The sequence below is a fragment of the Streptomyces sp. NPDC057287 genome, from assembly GCF_042667905.1.
Classification (GTDB): domain Bacteria; phylum Actinomycetota; class Actinomycetes; order Streptomycetales; family Streptomycetaceae; genus Streptomyces.
Map to the genome: position 1 here is coordinate 41556 of NZ_JBHUYV010000026.1, position 20754 is coordinate 62309.

At 71.9% G+C, this 20754-nt stretch carries 21 protein-coding genes and 1 pseudogene; 14 read left to right on the plus strand and 8 right to left on the minus strand.

Features of this window, described 5'->3' with window-relative positions; genetic code table 11:
* Positions 1–106 precede the first annotated feature (106 nt).
* From ACFUNE_RS34700 to ACFUNE_RS34710, 3 genes are read right to left on the minus strand one after another with little or no spacing between them, the layout of a single operon-like run.
* Positions 107–1534 carry a hypothetical protein gene (locus ACFUNE_RS34700; RefSeq protein ID WP_383576433.1) on the minus strand — a complete coding sequence of 476 codons (1428 nt, stop codon included), beginning with the start codon at positions 1532–1534 and terminating at the stop codon, positions 107–109.
* Between the two features lie 10 nt (positions 1535–1544).
* Entirely contained in the window at positions 1545–1799 is a 255-nt protein-coding gene (locus ACFUNE_RS34705) for a MoaD/ThiS family protein (protein ID WP_360363474.1), read from the minus strand.
* A 41-nt stretch (positions 1800–1840) separates the two neighbouring features.
* Positions 1841–2803 carry an alpha/beta hydrolase gene (locus ACFUNE_RS34710; RefSeq protein WP_383576435.1) on the minus strand — a complete coding sequence of 321 codons (963 nt, stop codon included), beginning with the start codon at positions 2801–2803 and terminating at the stop codon, positions 1841–1843.
* Positions 2804–3101: 298 nt separating this feature from the next.
* Between ACFUNE_RS34710 and ACFUNE_RS34715 the strand changes: the two genes are divergently transcribed.
* The 6 genes from ACFUNE_RS34715 to ACFUNE_RS34740 all read left to right on the plus strand — a co-directional run bounded on the left by ACFUNE_RS34715 (position 3102) and on the right by ACFUNE_RS34740 (position 8674).
* Positions 3102–3905, plus strand: a complete 804-nt coding sequence (locus ACFUNE_RS34715; protein ID WP_383576436.1) for a response regulator transcription factor — start codon at positions 3102–3104, stop codon at positions 3903–3905.
* Positions 3906–3929: 24 nt separating this feature from the next.
* Positions 3930–4973 (plus strand): LacI family DNA-binding transcriptional regulator, encoded by a 1044-nt coding sequence (locus ACFUNE_RS34720; RefSeq protein ID WP_383576438.1) that lies wholly within the window; start codon positions 3930–3932, stop codon positions 4971–4973.
* A 94-nt stretch (positions 4974–5067) separates the two neighbouring features.
* Positions 5068–6279, plus strand: a complete 1212-nt coding sequence (locus tag ACFUNE_RS34725) for a S1C family serine protease (RefSeq protein ID WP_383576440.1) — start codon at positions 5068–5070, stop codon at positions 6277–6279.
* 13 nt (positions 6280–6292) lie between these two features.
* Positions 6293–6475 (plus strand): hypothetical protein, encoded by a 183-nt coding sequence (locus tag ACFUNE_RS34730; protein WP_383576442.1) that lies wholly within the window; start codon positions 6293–6295, stop codon positions 6473–6475.
* 46 nt (positions 6476–6521) lie between these two features.
* A complete protein-coding gene (locus ACFUNE_RS34735; protein ID WP_383576444.1) occupies positions 6522–7253 on the plus strand; it encodes a response regulator transcription factor in 732 nt (243 codons plus the stop codon).
* Entirely contained in the window at positions 7250–8674 is a 1425-nt protein-coding gene (locus tag ACFUNE_RS34740) for a sensor histidine kinase (protein WP_383576446.1), read from the plus strand. The genes ACFUNE_RS34735 and ACFUNE_RS34740 overlap by 4 nt, the downstream gene beginning before the upstream one ends.
* Positions 8675–8813: 139 nt before the next feature.
* On the opposite strand, the gene ACFUNE_RS34745 is transcribed toward ACFUNE_RS34740, so the two are convergent.
* The 5 genes and pseudogenes from ACFUNE_RS34745 to ACFUNE_RS34765 all read right to left on the minus strand — a co-directional run bounded on the left by ACFUNE_RS34745 (position 8814) and on the right by ACFUNE_RS34765 (position 12683).
* Complete coding sequence (locus ACFUNE_RS34745) at positions 8814–9011, minus strand: hypothetical protein (protein WP_383576448.1); 198 nt, start codon at positions 9009–9011, stop codon at positions 8814–8816.
* A gap of 21 nt (positions 9012–9032) precedes the next feature.
* Positions 9033–9227 (minus strand): DUF397 domain-containing protein, encoded by a 195-nt coding sequence (locus ACFUNE_RS34750; protein ID WP_383576450.1) that lies wholly within the window; start codon positions 9225–9227, stop codon positions 9033–9035.
* A gap of 5 nt (positions 9228–9232) precedes the next feature.
* Positions 9233–9676 (minus strand): annotated as a pseudogene (locus ACFUNE_RS34755) (DUF5753 domain-containing protein); the annotation flags it as partial.
* 126 nt (positions 9677–9802) lie between these two features.
* Positions 9803–10687, minus strand: coding sequence for a phosphatidylinositol-specific phospholipase C (locus ACFUNE_RS34760; RefSeq protein ID WP_383576452.1), 885 nt, complete (start codon positions 10685–10687; stop codon positions 9803–9805).
* A gap of 175 nt (positions 10688–10862) precedes the next feature.
* Positions 10863–12683: a bifunctional metallophosphatase/5'-nucleotidase gene (locus tag ACFUNE_RS34765; RefSeq protein ID WP_383576454.1), complete on the minus strand. Its 1821-nt coding sequence runs from the start codon at positions 12681–12683 to the stop codon at positions 10863–10865.
* 182 nt (positions 12684–12865) lie between these two features.
* Between ACFUNE_RS34765 and ACFUNE_RS34770 the strand changes: the two genes are divergently transcribed.
* The 8 genes from ACFUNE_RS34770 (at position 12866) to ACFUNE_RS34805 (ending at position 20592) form a co-directional block, all read left to right on the plus strand.
* Positions 12866–13312, plus strand: a complete 447-nt coding sequence (locus ACFUNE_RS34770; protein ID WP_383576456.1) for a DUF1016 N-terminal domain-containing protein — start codon at positions 12866–12868, stop codon at positions 13310–13312.
* A 72-nt stretch (positions 13313–13384) separates the two neighbouring features.
* Positions 13385–14308 carry a mycothiol synthase gene (mshD, locus tag ACFUNE_RS34775; RefSeq protein WP_383576458.1) on the plus strand — a complete coding sequence of 308 codons (924 nt, stop codon included), beginning with the start codon at positions 13385–13387 and terminating at the stop codon, positions 14306–14308.
* Positions 14309–14400: 92 nt separating this feature from the next.
* Positions 14401–14811, plus strand: coding sequence for a GntR family transcriptional regulator (locus ACFUNE_RS34780; protein ID WP_383576460.1), 411 nt, complete (start codon positions 14401–14403; stop codon positions 14809–14811).
* Entirely contained in the window at positions 14808–15701 is an 894-nt protein-coding gene (locus ACFUNE_RS34785; protein ID WP_383576462.1) for an ABC transporter ATP-binding protein, read from the plus strand. Before ACFUNE_RS34780 ends, ACFUNE_RS34785 begins: the two co-directional genes overlap by 4 nt.
* Positions 15698–16687: a hypothetical protein gene (locus tag ACFUNE_RS34790; RefSeq protein ID WP_383576464.1), complete on the plus strand. Its 990-nt coding sequence runs from the start codon at positions 15698–15700 to the stop codon at positions 16685–16687. The genes ACFUNE_RS34785 and ACFUNE_RS34790 overlap by 4 nt, the downstream gene beginning before the upstream one ends.
* Before the next feature lie 269 nt (positions 16688–16956).
* Complete coding sequence (locus tag ACFUNE_RS34795; protein WP_383576466.1) at positions 16957–19203, plus strand: RNA degradosome polyphosphate kinase; 2247 nt, start codon at positions 16957–16959, stop codon at positions 19201–19203.
* Positions 19190–20182: a CHAD domain-containing protein gene (locus tag ACFUNE_RS34800; RefSeq protein ID WP_383576468.1), complete on the plus strand. Its 993-nt coding sequence runs from the start codon at positions 19190–19192 to the stop codon at positions 20180–20182. The genes ACFUNE_RS34795 and ACFUNE_RS34800 overlap by 14 nt, the downstream gene beginning before the upstream one ends.
* A complete protein-coding gene (locus ACFUNE_RS34805) occupies positions 20179–20592 on the plus strand; it encodes an NUDIX hydrolase (RefSeq protein ID WP_383576470.1) in 414 nt (137 codons plus the stop codon). Before ACFUNE_RS34800 ends, ACFUNE_RS34805 begins: the two co-directional genes overlap by 4 nt.
* The last annotated feature ends 162 nt before the right edge of the window (positions 20593–20754 follow it).

Sequence of the window (20754 nt, forward strand, 5' to 3'; positions counted from 1 at the left end):
TGCGCGGCGCGCCCGGAGTGATCGACGAGCGGAAGGCCCGGCCGGTTCCCCGGCGACGGGGAACCGGCCGGAAAGAAGTGAGGGAACGTCAGGAACGTCCCGTACGTCAGGCGATCGCACGGCCGATCAGATAGACGGCGGGGGCCGCGGCCGTGAGCGGCAGAGCCACCCCGGCCGTCATGTGCACGAAGCGGGACGGGTAGTCGTAGCTCGCGACCCGCAGCCCGATCAGCGCGCAACCCCCGGCGGCGAAGCCGAGGAACGCGGCCTGCGCACCGAAGTCGGTGAACACCCCCGCGGCCACGCCCGCGCCCGCCGAGGCGAGCAGCGCCGCGACGACCGAGACCGGTCCGGGCAGCGGCAGGGCCCTGACGAGCACGGCCACCGCGACCGCGATCCCGCCCACCGTCACCGCGTCCGGGACGGCCGCCAGGTGACCGGCGGCCAGCACGGCGAGCGCCGCCGACGCGACGGTGGCCGTCAGGCCGTACATCCGCTCGTCGGCCCCGGCACGGCTGCGCAGCTGGAGGACGAGGGTGAGCAGCACCCAGACACCGAGCGTGCCGAGGAGGGCGGCCGGTGCGTTGCTCCGGCCCGCGGCGAGCAGCGCGGCGTCCGCGACGACACCGCCCGCGAAGGCCAGGGCGATGCCCTGCCTGGCCGGCCACATGCCGTTGAGCCGGAACCATCCCGCGGCCGTCACGGCCTGGAGCAGGACCAGGGGCACGAGCAGGGCGTACGACCCGATCGCGGCACCGAGGGCCAGGAGCAGACCGAGGCCCGCGGTGATCGCGGCGGGCTGCATGCCCGGCGCGATGACCGGCGAACGCCCCTCGGCGCGGGCCCGCTGGGCGTCGGTGATCCGGCTGTTGCCCAGCGTGGTGGGCGCGCTGTAGCCCTCGGAGGCGTCCGTCCGGGCGGCGGGGGCGGGCGCCGCGGGAGCGGCCGGTGCCGCCGGGGCCTCGGGCGGCAGCGGGTACGCGGCCTGGGCGGCCTGCGGAGCGACGGGGGCGGCGGCCGGCGCGGCCCGGTGCTGCGGCTGGACGGTCGGCTGGTACTGGGTGTCCCAGGTCTGGCCCTGCCACGTCTGGGTCAGGCCCTGGTCGCCGCCCTGCGCGGCGCTCTGCTCCGGGTACACGGGAGGCTGCTGCTGCGCGTGGGGCGCCGGCTGCCGACCGTACGCCGGGTCCTGGCCGTACGCCGGGTCCTGGCCGTACGTCGGGTCCTGCGAACTCTGCGGGTTCTGCTGCCCGTACGCGGGGTCGTTCCCGTACGCGGGGTCGTTGCCGTACGCGGGATCCTGCCCGTACGCCGACTGCTGGGGGCCCTGCTGCCCGTACGCCGGGCTCTGCTGCCCGTACGCGGGGTCCTGCGGGTTCTGCTGCCCGTACGCCGGGTCCTGCGGGTTCTGCTGCCCGTACGCCGGCTGCTGCGGGTTCTGCCGCCCGTACGCCGGGTCGTGGGGCTGCCGGTCCTGGTGCTGCTGCTGCCCGTGTCCCGGGTCGTACGGATACTGCTGATCGCTGTTGCTCATGGTCTGCGGTTCACCCTCCTGCGAACGGCGGGAGCACCTCGACCGTGCCGCCCTCGGCAAGCCGTACGGTCTCATGACCGCGGGTCCCCACAGGATTCCCGTCGATCAGGAACGAGCATCGGAGCAGTACGCGCGTCAGCTCACCGGGGTGACGCTCGCGCACCCCGTCGAGCGCGTCGGCGAGTGTCTCCGCCGTGTACGGCTCCTCCGCGGTCCCCGCTGCGGCCTTGGCCGCGGCCCAGTAGCGGATCGTCCCCGCTGCCATGGCGGCACCCCTTTCGTCGTACGTCAGCTGTCCATCATGGATCACGCCGACTCCGTCCAGTCTGCGATACGGGTCAGCAGGCCCTCGTCCGCCGCGTTCTCCGCGTGGCCCATGCCGCGCTCCAGCCAGAGCTCGGCCCCGTCCTCCGCGGCCGCAGCCAGCATCCGCGGGTGGTCGAGGGGGAAGTACGGGTCACGGTCGCCGTGCACGAGGAGCAGCGGCGCGGTGATCAGCGGGACCGCCTCCACCGGCGAGAGCGGCACCGGGTTCCAGTCCTCCCGGTGGATCCGGGTGCGGAAGCCGTAGCGGCCGACGAACCTGCCGGTCGGGCGCGTGACGACCCAGTGCAGACGGCGCATCGGGGCCGTGCCCCGGTAGTACCAGCGGGCCGGAGCGCTCACGGCGACGACGGCGTCCGTGTGCGCGTCCATGCCCACCTGCCCGTGCGCTCCCGAATGCGCCTGCGCGCGCCCCCCGTGCGCCGTATGCGCCTCAGCGCGCCGGCCCACCCGTTCGGCCTCCGCCGCCCCGGATTCCTCGTCCGTGAATTCTCCGGATTCCGGCGCCGTATACAGAGCCGCGTGCCGGAGCACCACGGACCCGCCCATCGAGAAGCCGACCGTAACGATGCGGCGGTGTCCCAGGGAACGCGCCCAGGCGACCGCGGCAGCCAGGTCCAGGACTTCCCGGTCGCCCACCGTGGACCGTCCTCCGGACCTCCCGTGACCCCGGAAGGAGAACGTGATCACGGCCGCACGCTGGGCGAACACCTGAGCCGCCCGCACCAGCGCCGGCCGGTCCGCGGCGCCGGTGAAGCCGTGCGCGAGGACGACGGCCGTCCCGCCGGATGCACCGCCCCCCTCGCCCCCGGAACCCGCCGTACACGGGGTGTACACCGCCTCGATACGGACCCCGTCACCCGTCAGCAACGTGGTGCGCCGGGGCCCCCGCGTGAGCGAGGGAACAGAAGAACTCAGGAATCGACCCTCGGACACAGAACTCATGTGGGTTATTCTGCTGCGAAGAGGATCCGGGCAAAGCAGCCCCCGGGTCCTTTTGTGCTTTCCGAGCGTTGTTACGGCAGCGTTTCGACAAGCTCAGCGGCCCCCGGGCGCGGGACCGCACAGTAAAAACCGTATGACAGCCGTCGCGGGTGACGGCCGTACGGGAGTACGAAGCAGTGCCGCACTACTCCCCCGGGTCCGACCCGGGAGTGCCCCTCTCGCAGGGAACGAGGAGGACCGACGTAATGGGCGAGCTGAACGTGCACGATCGACCGACGACCCAGGCAGGTGGGCGGCGATGAGTTCACTGCTGCTTCTGACGAATGCCCTTCAGCCCTCGACGGAGGTGCTCCCCGCCCTCGGTCTTCTGCTCCACAGCGTGCGGGTCGCCCCCGCCGAGGGTCCAGCCCTCGTCGACACCCCTGGTGCCGACGTCATCCTCATCGACGGACGCCGCGACCTCCCCCAGGTGCGCTCGCTCTGCCAGCTGCTGCGGTCCACCGGACCCGGCTGTCCGCTGATCCTCGTCGTGACGGAGGGCGGCCTGGCGGCCGTCACCGCCGACTGGGGCATCGACGACGTCCTGCTGGACACCGCGGGTCCCGCCGAGGTCGAGGCCCGGCTGCGGCTGGCCACCGGCCGCCAGCAGATCACCGCCGACGACTCCCCCATGGAGATCCGCAACGGCGACCTGTCGGTCGACGAGGCGACGTACAGCGCAAAGCTCAAGGGCCGGGTCCTCGACCTGACCTTCAAGGAATTCGAACTGCTGAAGTACCTCGCGCAGCACCCCGGCCGGGTCTTCACCCGCGCCCAGCTGCTCCAGGAGGTCTGGGGCTACGACTACTTCGGCGGCACCCGCACGGTCGACGTCCACGTACGGCGGCTGCGGGCCAAGCTCGGCCCCGAGCACGAGTCGCTGATCGGCACCGTGCGCAACGTCGGCTACCGCTTCGTCACCCCCGAGAAGGTGGACCGGGCGGCCGAGGAGGCGAAGGCCAGGGCGGCATCGAAGCCGGTGGACCAGGAGGTCACCCGTTCGGAGCATTCCGCGAAGGCCGACATCGCGGAAGAAGCGCCGGTCCGGCCTGCCAAGCGGTAGGTCGATCCGCGTAGACTGCCGCGCGTGGCCAAGGTGACGCGGGACGATGTGGCGAGACTGGCGGGGACCTCGACAGCGGTCGTCAGCTACGTCATCAACAACGGACCGAGGCCGGTCGCCCCGGCCACGCGCGAGCGGGTGCTCGCCGCGATCAAGGAGCTGGGCTACCGGCCCGACCGGGTCGCCCAGGCGATGGCCTCGCGGCGCACCGACCTCATAGGGATGATCGTGCCGGACGCCCGGCAGCCGTTCTTCGCGGAGATGGCGCACGCGGTCGAACAGGCCGCCGCCGAGCGCGGGAAGATGGTGCTGGTCGGCAATTCGGACTACCGCGACGAACGCGAGGTCCACTACCTGCGGGCCTTCCTCGGCATGCGGGTCTCCGGGCTGATCCTCGTCAGCCAGGGGCCCAGCGAGCGCGCGGCGGCGGAGATAGAGGCCTGGGACGCCCGCGTCGTCCTGCTGCACGAACGCCCCGAGGCCATCGACGACGTCGCGGTCGTCACCGACGACATCGGCGGAGCGCTGCTCGCCACCCGGCACCTCCTCGAACACGGCAACGCGTACGTGGCGTGCCTCGGCGGCATGGAGTCGACCCCGGTCGTCGGCGACCCGGTCGCCGACCACATCGAGGGCTGGCGCCGTGCGATGCACGCCTCGGGACGCTCCACGGAAGGCCGGCTCTTCCACGCCCCGTACAACCGCTACGACGCCTACCAGGTGGCCCTGAAGCTGCTGGCCGGCCCCGACAGGCCCCCGGCGATCTTCTGCTCCACCGACGACCAGGCGATCGGCGTGCTGCGGGCCGCGCGCGAGCTCCGCATCGACGTGCCGGGCGAGCTGGCGGTGGCGGGCTTCGACGACGTGAAGGAGGCGGGGCTGACCGACCCGCCGCTGACGACGGTCTTCTCGGACCGTCCGGCGATGGCCAGGGCAGCCGTGGACCTCGTCCTCGACGACTCGCTGCGGGTCTCGGGATCCCGGCGCGAGCGGCTCAAGCAGTTCCCGTCCGCGCTCGTCGTGCGCCGGTCGTGCGGCTGCGGCGAACCGACGGTGACCGCGCGGTAGCGAAGCGCGTCCTTATATAGGGCATACGAGGTTCTGCCGGGCTTCTCAGGGCACGCTCAGGCTGCTCTCATGTTCGCTGGCCACTCTCGTAGACATGACCGACAGCCACCGCCCGAGCGGCGAGTACCCGATGTCCCCCTCGCACGACAACGGTTCGTACGGCGACGGCTCGTACGGCACCGGAACACACGGCACCGGTTCGTACGAGAGCGCCACGCACGGCAGCACCGCGCAGGGCGGTGCCACGCAGGGCGGCGCTCCGTACGGCGGCGCTCCGTACGGCGGTGGCGAGGCGGCCTACCCGCCGCCTCCGGCCCACGAGCCCGGGCAGCCCACCACCGCGGTCCCCGCCTACGGCTGGCCGGCCCCAGCGGCCGAGCCCTTCCCGGCCGCGGACGCCCCGAAGTCCGAGCGCCGGGTCAAGCGGCCCCTCGCGCTGCTGGCGGCCGTGGCGATCGCCGCGGCGGCGATCGGCGGCGGCACCGCGACCCTCATCGGCGAGCTCGCCGACGGCGGCTCCGGCAGCACGGGCGGCGGCAGCATCGTCAGCGGCACCACTGTCTCGCAGAGCAGCAAGGGCACCGTCTCCGGCGTGGCGGCGGCCGTGTCGCCCGCCATCGTGGAGATCAGCGCGAGCTCCTCGGCCGGCGACGCCACCGGCTCCGGTGTCGTCATCACGGACGACGGCGAGATCGTCACCAACAACCACGTCGTCTCCGGCGCCTCCACGATCAAGGTGGCACTCAGCACCGGCAAGACGTACACGGCCGACGTGGTCGGCACGGACGCCGACAAGGACCTGGCACTCATCAAGCTCCAGGGCGCGAGCGGACTCAAGACCGCCACGCTCGGCGACTCCTCCTCGGTGAAGGTCGGCGACGAGGTCGTGGCGATCGGTTCCCCCGAGGGCCTCACCGGCACGGTCACCAGCGGCATCGTGTCCGCGCTCGACCGCGACGTCACGGTCGCCAAGGAGGAGCAGCAGCAGGACCAGCAGCAGCAGCAACAGGGCGGCCAGAACTGGCCGTTCGAGTTCGGCGGCCAGCAGTTCAACGGTGACACCGGTTCGTCCAAGACGACGTACAAGGCCCTGCAGACCGACGCCTCACTCAACCCCGGCAACTCCGGCGGCGCCCTCATCAACATGAACGGCGAGATCATCGGCATCAACTCCGCGATGTACTCACCCAGTTCCGCCAGCAGCTCGGGCAGCTCGGCAGCGGGCAGCGTCGGTCTCGGCTTCGCCATCCCGGTCGACACCGTCAAGGCCGACCTGGACACCCTGCGCGCCGGCAACGGTTCCTGACGAGGAGGTCTCCATGAACCCCGCCACCCCGGACACCGGCACCGGCCCCGCCGGGCTGTCCCTCCCCCTCGCCCTGGCCGCCGAACTGGCCGCCTCGGCCCCCTCCGCGACCGCACCCCGCCCGGCCGAGATCCGTACGGGCACGGACCGCGCACGCCGTGCCGCGCGACGGCGTGCGACCGCCGTGCGAGGCTGAGGACCCCGCACGCAGCACCGCCACGAAGGAAGAGGACGAAGAAGCGATGAGCCCCGCCGAAGACGATCCGCAGCGCGTCCTGATCGTCGACGACGAGCCCGCCGTGCGCGAGGCACTGCAACGCAGCCTCGCGTTCGAGGGGTACGGAACCGAGGTGGCCGTGGACGGCTACGACGCCCTCACCAAGGCCGAGTCGTACGCCCCCGACCTGATCGTCCTGGACATCCAGATGCCCCGCATGGACGGCCTCACGGCCGCCCGGCGCATCCGGTCCACCGGGTCGACCACGCCCATCCTGATGCTCACCGCCCGCGACACCGTCGGGGACCGGGTCACGGGCCTGGACGCCGGCGCCGACGACTACCTCGTCAAGCCCTTCGAGCTCGACGAGCTCTTCGCCCGCATCCGCGCCCTGCTGCGCCGCAGCTCGTACGCGGTCGCGGCAGGGGGCCCCGCCCCCGACGACGACGTCCTGTCCTTCGCCGACCTCCGCATGGACCTGAACACCCGCGAGGTCACCCGCTCCACCCGCCGCGTGGAGCTCACCCGCACCGAGTTCACCCTCCTGGAGATGTTCCTGGCCCACCCCCGGCAGGTGCTGACCCGCGAGCAGATCCTGAAGGCGGTCTGGGGATTCGACTTCGAACCCAGCTCCAACTCCCTGGACGTGTACGTGATGTACCTGCGCCGCAAGACCGAGGCGGGCGGCGAGCCCCGCCTCGTCCACACGGTGCGGGGCGTCGGCTACGCCCTGCGCTCCGGCGGCGGTGACGGGTGACCGGCCTGCGTCGCCGCCTCCGCGCCCTCCCGCTCCGCTCACGGCTCGCCCTGCTGGTCGCCATGGCGGTCGCGGTGGCGGTGGCTGCGGTGGCGGCGGCGTGCTGGTTCGTGACGCGGGAGCAGCTGGAGCACCAGCTGGACCAGTCTCTTCGCAACTCGACGGCGATCGACGAGACGTACGTCCAGAACCTGCTCAACGCCTGCGCGGGCACCGCGGCCCGCCAGCGCCCGGCGCCCGGCTCGTACAGCGTGCAGATCATCGCCACCACCGGTGACCCCTGCGCCGCGCCACCGCGCCCCCAGCCCTTCCCCACGACGGACGAGGACATCGCCGTGGCGGGCGGTGACAGGGACAACGTCCTGCACACCGTCACGGACACCGACGGCGCCAAGCTGCGCGTCTACACCTACCAGATCAGGCTGGACCGCCCCGGCCCCGGAGCAATCACCACCCTCGCGGTGTCCGTGGCCCGCCCGATGGACGATGTCACCGACCCCCTCTCCACCCTCGCCTGGGTGCTGCTCCTCGTCTCGGGCATCGGCGTCGTCGGCGCGGGTGCCGCGGGCCTGTGGATCGCCCGCACCGGTCTGCGCCCGGTGGACGACCTCGCGCACGCCGTCGCGCACGTGGCCGAGACGGAGGACCTCACCGTCCGGATCCCGGTCGAGGGCGAGGACGAGATCGCCCGCCTGTCCCGCTCGTTCAACGCGATGGCCGGCTCCCTGGCCACCTCCCGCGACCGTCAGTCGCAGCTCATCGCGGACGCAGGGCACGAGCTCCGCACCCCGCTCACCTCGCTCCGCACCAACATCGAGCTGCTCGCCCGGAGCGACGACACCGGCCGGGCCATCCCGCCCGACGACCGCAAGGCCCTGATGTCCTCGGTCAAGGCGCAGATGACGGAGCTGGCCGCTCTGATCGGCGACCTCCAGGAGCTGTCCCGCCCCGACGCCGCCCAGCCCGGCCCGCTCCAGGTGGTCGCGCTGCACGACATCACCCGCGCCGCCCTGGAGCGCGCCCGGCTGCGCGGCCCCGAGCTGACCATCACGGCCGAGCTGGCCCCCTGGTACGTACGGGCCGAGCCGGCCGCCCTGGAGCGCGCCGTCGTCAACGTCTTGGACAACGCGGTGAAGTTCAGTCCGTCCGGCGGGACGATCGAAGTCGTCCTGCACCGAGGCGAGCTGACCGTCCGTGACCACGGTCCCGGCATCCCGGCCGAGGAGCTCCCGCACGTCTTCGACCGCTTCTGGCGCTCCCCCTCGGCCCGCCAGCTCCCCGGCTCGGGCCTCGGCCTGTCCATCGTCGCCCGCACGGTCCAGCAGGCGGGCGGCGAGATCGGCCTGAGCCCGGCCAAGGGCGACGGCACGGTCGCCTCGATCCGGCTGCCGGGGGCGCCGACGCCACCGCCGGAGGGGTGAGGGCGGGCAGCTCAGAGCCTGCGACGGAATTCCGCAGCGAACTGCGGGGCACCGCCAGAGTCACGCCTGTCCCGCAGACCACGCGCATCACGCAGGGCGCAGCTAGCTGCCGACCCGCGACCGCAGGACGGAGGCGCGGTCACGCCTCGGCCTTCGCCATCAGCCCCACCAGGCTGGAGAGACCGTCCTCGGCGTGACCGGCGCCCACGCCGCGCCGGAAGAGGTCTACGACCACGGCCGGACGGGCGGTGCCGACGCCCGCGTCGGCATGGGTGTGCAGGATGCGCTCAACGCCGACCGCCCCCGGTCGGCCGCAGGGGCCGGACACGCTCCGCACGGATCGCGGGCACCACGCGGCTCAGGCGAGGTCGTCGAACTCGCCCTCCTTGGCCCCGCCGAGGAAAGCCCGCAGCTTGGCCCGGGTGGTGCGTACGACCACGTCCGGGTGGTCGCTCTCGCGCAGGAGTATCTTGCCTTCGTGCTCGGCGAGTTCGAGGCAGTCCGAACCCTCGGCGTTCGATGATTTCGAGGACTTGCGCCACTGGATTTCCATGATCCTCACGCCTTCGTGCTCTGTGTGATGCCGCGAATGAAGTCCCGCGAGCTCTTCGGATCGAGAGACCGGCTTTCGACCCGGTCCAGCACGGCCCGGTAGTTCACGAGGCGGCTCTCGGCATCGATGAACGCGGGCCCGGTCGCCGTGTCCGTCTGTACGGTGTCGAGCTGCGGAACCGGACCGTGGACATACTGTGTCGAACTACCGATCTCCGGGAAACCGCCCGCCGCGAAGGGGATCACCCGGACCGTGACGTTGTCGCGCTCCGACTCCGCCAGCAGATGGCCGAGTTGTTTGCCGGCCACGCCGGGCCCGCCGTACGTCATCCGCAGCGCAGCCTCATGGATGAGGAACGTGCAGGAAGGCGCTCCCTCCCCGTCCAGCACATCGCGGCGTCGCAACCGGTGCGACAGCTGACGCCGGAGACGCTCCGGGCTCAGAGGGGGGCACGAGCCGCCAGGTCGACGACCCGCCGCGCACGGATGACGACCGCCGCCACGCCCGGCTCTACGCGTGGGACCGGTGGTACGAGGTGGCCGCCCACTACGACACGGCCCCCGGCGTAGTGGCCCTCATCCGGCCGGGTTGTGCCGGATCAGCGATTCCACCAGTCCGGACCGGGTGGCGGGATAGTCGAGCGGGACGATGCCGAGACCGGTCCAGCCCGATGCCTCCGACCCGTCGAGGAAGGAGTGCACCTGCGGGTTGAGGCGGTCCGAGTTCGATCGCGGGGGGAGCAGGGCCGCGGTGCTCACGTAGTTCATGAACAGCTTGCCGGGCTGCTGCGCGGCCTTGCGGAACTGCGCCTCGATCTTCGGGTACTTCCCGAAGGGCTCGGCCATGTAGTCGTCCTGGATGTCGAAGACCGCCGGATCGGCGTACCGGACCCCGGGCAGGCCGCCGTTGTCGGCGAGCACCACGACCCTGCCCCGGGCGCCGCCGAGATCAGGAAGCGTGGAATCCAGGCGGAGCAGTGGGCGCCAGCCCTTGCCGTCGAGGTAGATGTCGAAGATCCTCCGGAACGCGGCGTCGCTCTCCTCGGAGTACTCCTGCTTGACGCGCATCAGGACGGTCTCCGACGGCCGCCGCGCCAGGAAGTCCCGGCAGGCGCCCAGGACGTCGTCGAAGTTCAGGTTCTGGTACGACGCCCCGTGATGGATGGCGTACGCGTCACCGCTGATCCGGCAGCGGATGTCGAGGAAGCGGATGCCGCTGTCGAGCTGCGCGGCGACGGTGGTGTTCTGGCATGCGGTCCAGGGGCCTCCGAAGCGCGCCCCCGAGTTGTGGGTTCCCGGGATCGTCAGGCGTCGCAGGGGGGTGGAGTCGGCGATACCGCTCATCCAGTCCTGGGTGCCCGCCGCTCTCGCTGCGGCGGGCGTCGTACCGATGACGACTCCCGCGGTGGCGGCCAGGGCGCCGGTGAGAAAGCTTCTGCGGGTGGCGGTGTACGGGCTCATGGGGACATGCCTCCGAGGGCCGTGGGGGGGAGTGGCCCTGGGATTATGACCGGTACTCATCAAGGACGGAACAGGGCCTCGGCGGCTCCTGAGACCCCCGCCACGCGGTGCGGACCGGAACGACAGCGGGGCGGTGAGCCGACCGGCCCACCGCCCCGTGCACCACGCGTACCGCCTACTGCACGATCGTGATCCGGTCCGTGGCCGGCGGTGCCAGCGGCGCCGCGGCCGTGGAGTGTGCCGCCAGGTAGGCGTTGAACAGGTCCAGGTCGGACGCGCCGACCAGCTTGTTCGTGCCCTGGCCGAGGGCCGCGAAGCCGTCGCCGCCGCCTGCGAGGAACTCGTTCATCGCGACGCGGTAGGTCTTCGCCGGGTCGATCGCCACACCGTTCAGCTGGATCGAGGAGGCGACCACCCGGTCGGCACCCGCCTTCGTCATGTCCAGGGTGTAGGTGAGGCCCTTCGAGACCTGGAGGATCTTCGGGGAGGCCGCGTTGGAGCCGCTGACCTGCTGCTGGAGTGCGGCGACCAGCTGCGCGCCGGTCAGGTCGACGACGTTCATCATGTTGGTGAACGGCTGGACGGTGAACGCCTCGCCGTAGGTGACCACCCCGTCGCCCTCACTGCCGGAGGCCGTGTAGACGAGGTCGGAGCGGATACCGCCCGGGTTCATGAACGCGACGACCGCGCCACCCTTGTCCGCTGGGGCCAGGCCCTCGAGCTGGGCGTCGGCGATCAGGTTGCCGAGCGGCTTCTCGGGGGCCGTGGAGCCGCGGCCGTTGATGTCGGCGGAGATGAAGCCCTGCGGCCGGTTGGAGATCGGGGCCGCGAGGGTGTTCCAGCGGGCGATCAGCGCCGTCATGTCGGTGGCCTTGGCCTGGTCACGGCTGACGACGTGGTTGACCGAGGCCGGCGACTTCACCGACGTGCGCACGATGTCCCTGGTGCCACGGTCGTAGGTGAGGGTCGTGTCCGTGTAGAGCTTGCCGAACAACGACGCCGAGGTGACCATGCGCGGGTTGCCGGACGGGTCCGGCACCGTGCACACGTACGCCTGGTGGGTGTGGCCGGTGACCAGGGCGTCGACCTTCGGCGTGATGCCCTTGGCGATGTCGACGATCGGCCCGGAGATCCCGTCACCGGCGCCCGGGCTGTCGCAGTCGTAGTTGTACGAGGAGGAGGCCGGGGCCCCGCCCTCGTGGATCAGGGCGACGATGGACTTGACGCCCTGACGGTCGAGCTCCTTGGCGTACTTGTTGACCGTCTCGATCTCGTCATGGAACTTGAGGCCCTTGACGCCGTTGGCCGTGACGATGTTCGGCGTGCCCTCCAGGGTCACCCCGATGAAGCCGATCTTGACGCCGTTCTTCTTCCAGACCGTGTACGGCTTGAGGATCGGCTTGCCGGACTTCTCGCTCGTCACGTTGGCCGCGAGGTACGGGAAGTCCGCGCCCTTGAACTTCTTGCCCTTCTCGTAGCAGCCCTCGACCGGGTGGCAGCCGCCGTTCTGCAGACGGGCGAGCTCCGTGGCCCCCTCGTCGAACTCGTGGTTGCCCACGGCCGTCACGTCGAGGTCGAGCCCGTTGAGCGCCTCGATGGTGGGCTCGTCGTGGAAGAGTCCCGACAGCAGCGGGCTCGCACCCACCATGTCGCCGCCGGCCGCCGTGACGGAGTACGGGTGGCCCTTGCGCGCCGTGCGCAGCGAGGTGGCGAGGTACTCGACGCCACCGGCCGGGACCGCCTTCACCGTGCCGTCGGCCTGCTTCTCGCTGACGGTTCCCGCGGAGCCGGCCGGCGGCTCCAGGTTGCCGTGCAGGTCGTTGAAGGAGAGGAGCTGCACGTCGACGGTGCGGGACGGGTGGCCGTGACCGTGCCCCCGGTCATGGGCGCCGGCCGGCATCGCTGCGACGAGCGCGCCCACGGTGGTCAGCCCGGCCACGGCGGCGAGCGCCCGCCGGGACGCACGGTTCTTCTGCGGATGCGGAGTCGCTGACATCGGTCCCCTTGTGAGTGTCTGGATCCTGCGTCCCGCAGCCTAGAGTCAACGCGCGTAGCGCGACAGGTGTACGGGGTTACGAACTGGTTGCCGCACGGCCAGAAAGGGTTCGATCACCCATAAGACGTATATATGCGAGCAGGAACGTCACGGCGTGCATACGTGCCGGGAGCCCGTACCCCGTGGACAACGAACTCACCGCCGAGGCAGTGGTCCCGGCCCAGAACCGGGCCGAACTACCCCCTGGCTTCTACGAGACGATCGACGTTCTCAAGTCGATCGTGCGCGGCGCGCACCTGCGCGCACAGCTCGAGGTGAACACCGACATACTCCTGATGTACTGGGAGATCGGCCGGACGATCCTGGAACGCCAGGGAGCCGAGAGGTCGGGGACGAAGGTCGTCGAGCGCATCGCGACCGGGCTGCGAACGGAGTTCCCCGACCAGCGAGGGTTCAGCCGCAGCAACCTGTGCTACATGCAGCAGACGGCCCGGACGTGGCCCCGACCCGATTGCCCAACAGGTTGTTGGCCAATCGCCCTGGGGCCACATCACCACCACCGGCGACCTCTCCCGCATCGCATGAGGCCCTGCACGGCGGAGCCGGTGCGGAATGACAGCTCGGGCTGACGCGACGGCGCCCTCGCACACCGGTCGGCAGCCTGCCCCTGCGCCCCACCCCTGCCCCGTACGCTCGTACCCATGACGACTGACGCACCCCTCCCCTCCCCCGGGCGCGAGATCGAGACCCTCGACGCGCTCACCCCCGAGCAGGCCGACGCGGTCCTCGCCCTCCTCGGCGAGGCCGCCGGGACCGACGGCCGGCAGGCCGTCTCCGAGCAGGGGCGGCTGCAGTTGAGGGGCGGGCACCGTGAGGGCGTCCGGCATTTCCTGCTCACCGTCGACGGCGAACTGGCCGGATACGCGCAGCTGGAGGACGCCGACCCGGTGGAGGCCCCCGCGGCCGAGCTGGTCGTGGCCCCCGCCCACCGGGGCCGGGGGCACGGCCGCGCCCTCGGCGCCGCCCTCCTCGCGGCGACCGGGAAGCGGCTGCGGGTCTGGGCGCACGGCGGCAAGTCGGCGGCCCGGCACCTGGCACAGGTGCTCGGCCTCTCCCTCTTCCGCGAACTGCGGCAGCTCCGACGCCCGTTGGACTCCCTCGACATCCCCGAACCGGTCCTCCCGCCCGGCGTCACCGTGCGCACCTTCGTGCCGGGACAGGACGACGCGGCCTGGCTCGCCGTCAACAGCGCCGCCTTCGCCCACCACCCGGAGCAGGGCTCCCTCACCCAGCGGGACCTGGACGACCGGAAGGCCGAGCCCTGGTTCGACCCGCAGGGCTTCTTCCTGGCCGAGCGCGACGGCGGGATCATCGGCTTCCACTGGACGAAGGTGCACGCCGAGGACGAGCTCGGCGAGGTCTACGTCGTCGGCATCCGCCCCGATGCCCAGGGAGGCGGCCTCGGCAAGGCGCTCACCGCGACCGGGTTGCGCCACCTGGCCTCCCTCGGACTTCCCACGGCGATGCTCTACGTGGACGCCGACAACCCGGCGGCGCTGTCGGTGTACGAGCGGATGGGCTTCGCCACGCACGAGGTCGACCTGATGTACCGCACGGAGTCCTGAGCACTTCCAACTCGTCCAGGGGCGGCGTCACTTGACGCCGCCCCTTTCTTACGTCACCCTTTCACTACTCAATTAGTGAAAGGGTGGTGAACATGGCAGAGTCCGCAGCGGTCGAATTCCGCATCGACCGGCGCAGCGGCGTCTCCACCTATCTCCAGATCGTGCAGCAGACCAAGCAGGCGCTCCGCCTCGGCGTACTGGAGCCGGGCGACCGGCTGCCCACGGCCCGCGAGGTCGTCGAGGCCACGGCGATCAACCCCAACACCGTGCTCAAGGCCTACCGCGAACTGGAGCGCGAAGGCCTGGTCGAAGGCCGCCGTGGCCTCGGCACCTTCGTCCGCCGCACCCTCGGCAGCGCGGCGGTGACCACCGACCCGCCCCTGCGCGCGGAACTGACCGAGTGGATGCGCAGCGCCCGCACCGCGGGACTGGAGAAGGACGACGTGAGCGCGCTCTTCACCGACGTACTGGACAGCACATTCAAGGGGGACCAGCACTCATGACAGGTGCCGCGATCGAGGCGAACGGCCTCGGTATGGCTTACGGGCGAAAGCGCGGGTGGGCGCTGCGCGGCTGCTCGTTCCGGCTGCCCGCCGGACGGATATGCGCCCTCGTCGGGCCCAACGGCGCCGGCAAGTCCACCCTGCTGTCACTCGCGGCGGGCCTCCTCCGGCCCGCCGAGGGCACGGTGCGGGTGCTCGGCTCCACTCCTGCGGAGGCCCGTCCGCGCATCGCGTACGTCGCGCAGGACAAGCCCCTGTACCCGCAGCTCACCGTGGCCGACACCCTGTGGGCAGGCGCCGAGCTCAACCCCTCCGCCTGGGACCGGGCCGCCGCCGACCGTGTGGCCGGCCCCCTCCCCCAGGACGCCAGGGTCCGCACGCTCTCCGGTGGCCAGCGCACCCGGCTCGCCCTGGCCCTCGCCCTGGGCAAGCGGCCCGAGCTGATGCTGCTGGACGAGCCGATGGCCGACCTCGACCCGCTCGCCAGGCACCAGCTGATGGGCCTCCTGATGGCCGAGGCCGCCGAACACGGCACCACCATCGTGATGTCGTCGCACATCCTCACCGAGCTGGAGGGATCCTGCGACTACCTCCTGCTCGTCGACGGCGGCCGGGTGAGGCTCGGCGGCGAGAGCGACGACATCGTCGCCGCGCACGCCGTGCTCACCGGCCAGGTCCGCGACCTCGCCCCGCACACGGTCGTCGAGTCCCGCACGACGGGACGTCAGATGACCGCACTGGTACGGAGGGACGGACCTGTGGACCTGGCCGCCTGGGACGTCACGGACCCCTCCCTGGAGGATCTGCTGCTGGCGCACCTGCGCTCGCCGGAGGCCCCGCCGCTCCTGACGCCGAGCGCGCACGCCCGCGAGGAGGCGGCCGCGATATGAGCACCACTCTCACTTCGGCCCGCTCCACCCTGCGCCGGCCGGCGCGTGTCGTAGGGCGGCAGCACCGGGCAGCCCTGCGGATCATGGGCGGGATTGCCCTGGTCGCGGTCATCGGCCTGATCGCCCTGGTCCTGCGCGCGTCACACGTCTCCGAGGCATTCGAGGCGAGCAACTGCCCGGTCGAGGGCGGGGCAGGGCGGGCCTGCGACCAGACGGCCCGCACCTACGCGGACAGCATGAACACGTACAGACGGGTGTTCGACTACTACGCCCTTTCCCTGATGGCCCTTCCCACGCTCTTCAGCGCCTTCGTCGCCGGACCGATGGTCGCCAGAGAGCTGGAGAACGGCACCTTCAGGATGTCCTGGACGCAGTCGGTGTCACCCGCGCGCTGGCTGGCCGCCAGGCTGGCCTTGCCCGCCGTGCTGCTGGTGGCCGGAACAGCCGTGCTGGCCGTATGCCTCCACGGGGCGCGGGCCCTCGCCGACCTCCCCTACCAGCCGGAGTGGTACAGCGCGCAGGTCTACGCCACCACGGGCACCGTCCTGGCCGCGCACATCCTGTTCGCCCTGTGCGTCGGAGCGCTCGCCGGACTGCTGACCCGACGCGTGCTCCCCGCGCTGACCGTCTCCGTGATCGTGACCGGCGCGATGACTGCGGCCTTCACCTACTTCCGCGGCTTCCTCTGGCCCCGGGCCACGGTGACCGGCCGGTCCATGGACGTGGAATCCGACATCTGGTGGGTGGAGACGGGCCACATCACCGGCACCGGCGAACGGCTGCCGCAGGACGTGTGCGCACAGGTCTCCTCCGCACCGGAATACGCACGGTGCATGGCCGACCACGGCGTCACCAGCCACTACCTCGACTACCACCCCGCCTCCCACTTCTGGCCCCTCCAGCTCGTCGAGACCGGCATCCTGCTCGCCCTCGCCGCCCTGGCGCTCGCGCTCGCCTTCCGCGTCCTGCGCCGTCTCCACGGCTGATCCAGCGCCCCTGCCCGGGCCACGGGGGAGTCCGGGCAGGGGGTTCACCCACGGTGAGGAAGGGGCGGCACCGCAGCCACACCGCTTCCTGTACGTCATGTCGCCGTTACCGGCCATTCAGAACGGCTTGCGACCCTCACGGGATGCAGCCAGCTGTGCCCACCCCCCGCAACGGGAGTGGCCCCGGTCCGGGGACCACTCCGGCTTCTTCCGCGATCTTTCCCGGCTCCGACGCGCCTGAGGAGCCGAACGCGCGGAAGAATAGGTCCATGAGCCAGCAGCCCAGCTCCGAGGTCCCGGTCCAGCCCGCCCAGCCGTCGGTCGGCTCCCTCGCCGCCCACCGGCCGCACGCCGTCGCGGGCTCCGTGCCCGCCGGCCTGTCCACAGCCGCCGATCTGGACCCCGACCTGGACAACGACCCGGACGCGTACGAACCCGAGCCGGACGGCGACGAGCTGCCCCAGGGCCGGTTCCTCGACCGGGAGCGCAGCTGGCTCGCTTTCAACGAACGCGTTCTGGAACTCGCCGAGGACCCGGCCACACCACTACTCGAACGGGCTAATTTCCTCGCCATCTTCGCGTCGAACCTGGACGAGTTCTTCATGGTCCGGGTCGCCGGCCTCAAGCGCCGTATCGCGACCGGTGTCGCCACCCGGTCCGCGTCCGGGCTGCAGCCCCGCGAGGTCCTCGACCTGATCTGGACCCGCTCACGCGAGCTCATGGCCCGCCATGCCGCCTGCTACCAGCAGGACGTCGCGCCCGCCCTCTCCGACGAGGGCATCCAGCTGGTGCGCTGGCCCGACCTGACCGAGAAGGAGCAGGCCCGGCTCTTCACCTTCTTCCGGCAGCGGGTCTTCCCCGTGCTGACCCCGCTGGCCGTCGACCCCGCGCACCCGTTCCCGTACATCTCCGGGCTGTCGCTGAACCTCGCGGTCGTCGTCCGCAACCCCGTCAGCGGCCACCGCCACTTCGCCCGCGTCAAGGTGCCGCCGCTGCTCACCCGCTTCCTGGAGGCGTCCCCGCAGCGCTACGTCCCCATAGAGGACATCATCGCGGCCCACCTCGAAGAGCTCTTCCCGGGCATGGAGGTCCTCGCCCACCACATGTTCCGGGTGACCAGGAACGAGGACCTGGAGGTCGAGGAGGACGACGCCGAGAACCTCCTCCAGGCTCTGGAGAAGGAGCTCATGCGGCGCCGCTTCGGGCCGCCGGTCCGCCTGGAGGTCGAGGAGTCGATCGACCCCTACGTCCTGGACCTGCTCGTACGCGAGCTGAAGATCTCCGAGACCGAGCTCTACCCGCTGCCGGGCCCGCTCGACCTCACCGGACTGTTCGGCATCGCCTCGCTGGACCGGCCCGAGCTGAAGTACCCGAAGTTCATCGCCGGCACCCACCGCGACCTCGCCGAGGTCGAGTCTGCCTCCGCGCCCGACATATTCGCCGCCCTCCGCGAACGCGACGTGCTGCTGCACCACCCGTACGACTCCTTCTCCACGTCCGTCCAGGCGTTCCTGGAGCAGGCGGCGGGCGACCCGGACGTCCTCGCGATCAAGCAGACCCTGTACCGGACCTCGGGCGACTCACCGATAGTCGACGCCCTGATCGACGCCGCCGAATCCGGCAAGCAGGTCCTCGTCCTCGTCGAGATCAAGGCGCGCTTCGACGAGCAGGCCAACATCAAGTGGGCCCGCAAGCTGGAGGAGTCCGGCTGCCACGTCGTCTACGGCCTCGTCGGCCTCAAGACGCACTGCAAGCTGTCGCTCGTCGTCCGCCAGGAGGGCGACACGCTGCGCCGCTACTCCCACGTCGGCACCGGCAACTACCACCCGAAGACGGCCCGGCTCTACGAGGACCTCGGCCTGCTGACCGCCGACCCGCAGGTCGGGGCGGACCTCTCCGACCTCTTCAACCGGCTCTCCGGGTACTCCCGCCGCGAGACCTACCGCAGGCTGCTGGTCGCCCCGAAGTCCCTGCGCGACGGGCTGATCGCCCGGATCAACAAGGAGGTCACCCACCATCGCGCGGGCCGCCTCGCCTACGTACGCATCAAGGTCAACTCGATGGTCGACGAAGCGGTCATCGACGCCTGCTACCGGGCCGGGCAGGCCGGTGTGCCGGTCGACATCTGGGTACGCGGCATCTGCGCGATCCGCCCCGGCGTCAGCGGCCTCTCCGAGAACGTCCGGGTCCGCTCGATACTGGGCCGCTTCCTCGAACACTCCCGGCTCTTCGCCTTCGGCAACGGCGGCGAGCCCGAAGTGTGGTTCGGCAGCGCCGACATGATGCACCGCAACCTCGACCGCCGGATCGAAGCACTGGTCCGCGTCACCGACCCCGCGCATCGCGCCGCCCTCAGCAGGCTCCTGGAAACAGGCATGTCCGACACCACCTCCTCCTGGCACCTGGGACCCGACGGCAACTGGACCCGGCACGCCACGGACGCGGACGGACAGCCGCTGCGGCACGTACAAGAGATGCTCATCGAAGCCCGGAGGCGCCGGCGTGCGACGCCCTGACCACCAGACGACGGCCCTCTCCGCGGAAGAGGTCCTCGCGCCCTACCTGCGCGACCAGGCCGCCGGCTTCCTGCGGAGCCTGCGGACGCACCGCGAGCACAGCGCCCCCGCGGACGCCGGCACGCGGAGCGCCGACGAGGCCGCCCGCGCGCTCCGCCACGCGGCGCGCCGGATCAGCGGCACGCTGCACACCTTCCGCGGGGCCCTCGACCCGGCCTGGGCCGACCAGCTCCGTACCGAGCTGGCCTGGCTCTCCGGGACCCTGGCCCGCGAGCACGCGTACGCCGCCAGGCTCGGGCGGCTGCTGGAGGCCCTGCACCAGCTCTCCGGCTCCTCGCTCCCGGCGGCCCGGCCGGCCCCGGGGGAGGCGAGGGCCGAGAGCGACAAGGAGCGGGCGGCGCTCGGCGTCGGCGCGGCCCGGGCCGGGGCCCTCCTGGAGCGCCGGCTGACCCTCGCCCGGACCCGCGCCCACTCGGCGGCGCTCCAGGCACTGGGCTCCTCCCGCTTCCACGCCGTCGCCGACGCCGTCGCGCTGCTCGCCTCGGAGGTCCCCCTGTCGCCGTCGGCCGCGGAGCCGGCGGAAAGGGTCCTGCACGCCCCGGCGGGGCTGACCGAGCAGCGGATGCTGGACGCGGTGGCCGCGCTCCCGCCCGACGAGGCGGTGGAGCCGTACAACGAGGCCCAGGACGCCCTCTGGCACCAGGCCCGCCTCCTGCTCCGGCTGCACCGGTACGCCCACGAGATGCTGCGGGGCGCCCCCGATCCGGCCCTGGCCGGGCCGTGCCACGCGCTGGACCTGCACCGCGACGCGGCGGAGGCCGCCGCCGGCGCGGCGGAGGCGGCGCGCACCCCGCGCATCGCCCCGGCGACGGCGTACGCCCTGGGGGTGCTCCACGCCGACCAGCGGCACGAGGTCGGGGCGGCGCGCAGCGTGTTCCGGGAGGCCTGGCCGTACTCGGCGGCCGTGACCGCAACATGAGCGACCTCGTGCTCGCGGCCGGCTGCGTGCTCTGGCGCCGGGCCCAGGACGGCGGCGGCCTGGAGGTCTGCCTGGTCCACCGGCCCCGCTACGACGACTGGTCCTTCCCGAAGGGCAAGCTGAAGCGCGGTGAGACGGCTCTGGAGGCCGCCCTGCGCGAGGTCCTGGAGGAGACGGGCCACCACTGCGTGCCGGGCGCCCCGCTGCCGACGGCCCTGTACGTGGCGAACGGGCGGCCCAAGGAGGTCACCTACTGGGCGGCGGAGGCGACGGACGGCGCGTTCGTACCCAACGACGAGGTCGACCGGCTGGCCTGGCTCTCCCCCGAATCCGCCCGCTCCCGCCTGAGCCGCCCGGGCGACCGGATCCAGCTGGACGCCTTCCTGCACGCGGGCCGGAACGGCACCTGAGGCCCCGGCCCGCTGCGGCGCTCCCCGCTGCCCCTGAAGCGGCCGCGCGGCCCCACCGGACGCCCCAGGGTCCGAGCACGGCCCGGCCCGGCCGGGCCCGATACCAGCGGAACCAGCCCGCCCGGCACGGTTCACCTGCCGTTCACTCTCCCCCGTAGGGCG

Bases quoted from the DNA above. Each gene is read 5' to 3' on its own strand.
- ACFUNE_RS34700 (WP_383576433.1), bottom strand. From the start codon at position 1,534: ATGAGCAACAGCGATCAGCAGTATCCGTACGACCCGGGACACGGGCAG.
- ACFUNE_RS34705 (WP_360363474.1), bottom strand. From the start codon at position 1,799: ATGGCAGCGGGGACGATCCGCTACTGGGCCGCGGCCAAGGCCGCAGCG.
- ACFUNE_RS34710 (WP_383576435.1), bottom strand. From the start codon at position 2,803: ATGAGTTCTGTGTCCGAGGGTCGATTCCTGAGTTCTTCTGTTCCCTCG.
- ACFUNE_RS34715 (WP_383576436.1), top strand. From the start codon at position 3,102: ATGAGTTCACTGCTGCTTCTGACGAATGCCCTTCAGCCCTCGACGGAG.
- ACFUNE_RS34725 (WP_383576440.1), top strand. From the start codon at position 5,068: ATGACCGACAGCCACCGCCCGAGCGGCGAGTACCCGATGTCCCCCTCG.
- ACFUNE_RS34730 (WP_383576442.1), top strand. From the start codon at position 6,293: ATGAACCCCGCCACCCCGGACACCGGCACCGGCCCCGCCGGGCTGTCC.
- ACFUNE_RS34735 (WP_383576444.1), top strand. From the start codon at position 6,522: ATGAGCCCCGCCGAAGACGATCCGCAGCGCGTCCTGATCGTCGACGAC.
- ACFUNE_RS34750 (WP_383576450.1), bottom strand. From the start codon at position 9,227: ATGGAAATCCAGTGGCGCAAGTCCTCGAAATCATCGAACGCCGAGGGT.
- ACFUNE_RS34760 (WP_383576452.1), bottom strand. From the start codon at position 10,687: ATGAGCCCGTACACCGCCACCCGCAGAAGCTTTCTCACCGGCGCCCTG.
- ACFUNE_RS34765 (WP_383576454.1), bottom strand. From the start codon at position 12,683: ATGTCAGCGACTCCGCATCCGCAGAAGAACCGTGCGTCCCGGCGGGCG.
- mshD (WP_383576458.1), top strand. From the start codon at position 13,385: ATGACGACTGACGCACCCCTCCCCTCCCCCGGGCGCGAGATCGAGACC.
- ACFUNE_RS34780 (WP_383576460.1), top strand. From the start codon at position 14,401: ATGGCAGAGTCCGCAGCGGTCGAATTCCGCATCGACCGGCGCAGCGGC.
- ACFUNE_RS34785 (WP_383576462.1), top strand. From the start codon at position 14,808: ATGACAGGTGCCGCGATCGAGGCGAACGGCCTCGGTATGGCTTACGGG.
- ACFUNE_RS34790 (WP_383576464.1), top strand. From the start codon at position 15,698: ATGAGCACCACTCTCACTTCGGCCCGCTCCACCCTGCGCCGGCCGGCG.
- ACFUNE_RS34795 (WP_383576466.1), top strand. From the start codon at position 16,957: ATGAGCCAGCAGCCCAGCTCCGAGGTCCCGGTCCAGCCCGCCCAGCCG.
- ACFUNE_RS34805 (WP_383576470.1), top strand. From the start codon at position 20,179: ATGAGCGACCTCGTGCTCGCGGCCGGCTGCGTGCTCTGGCGCCGGGCC.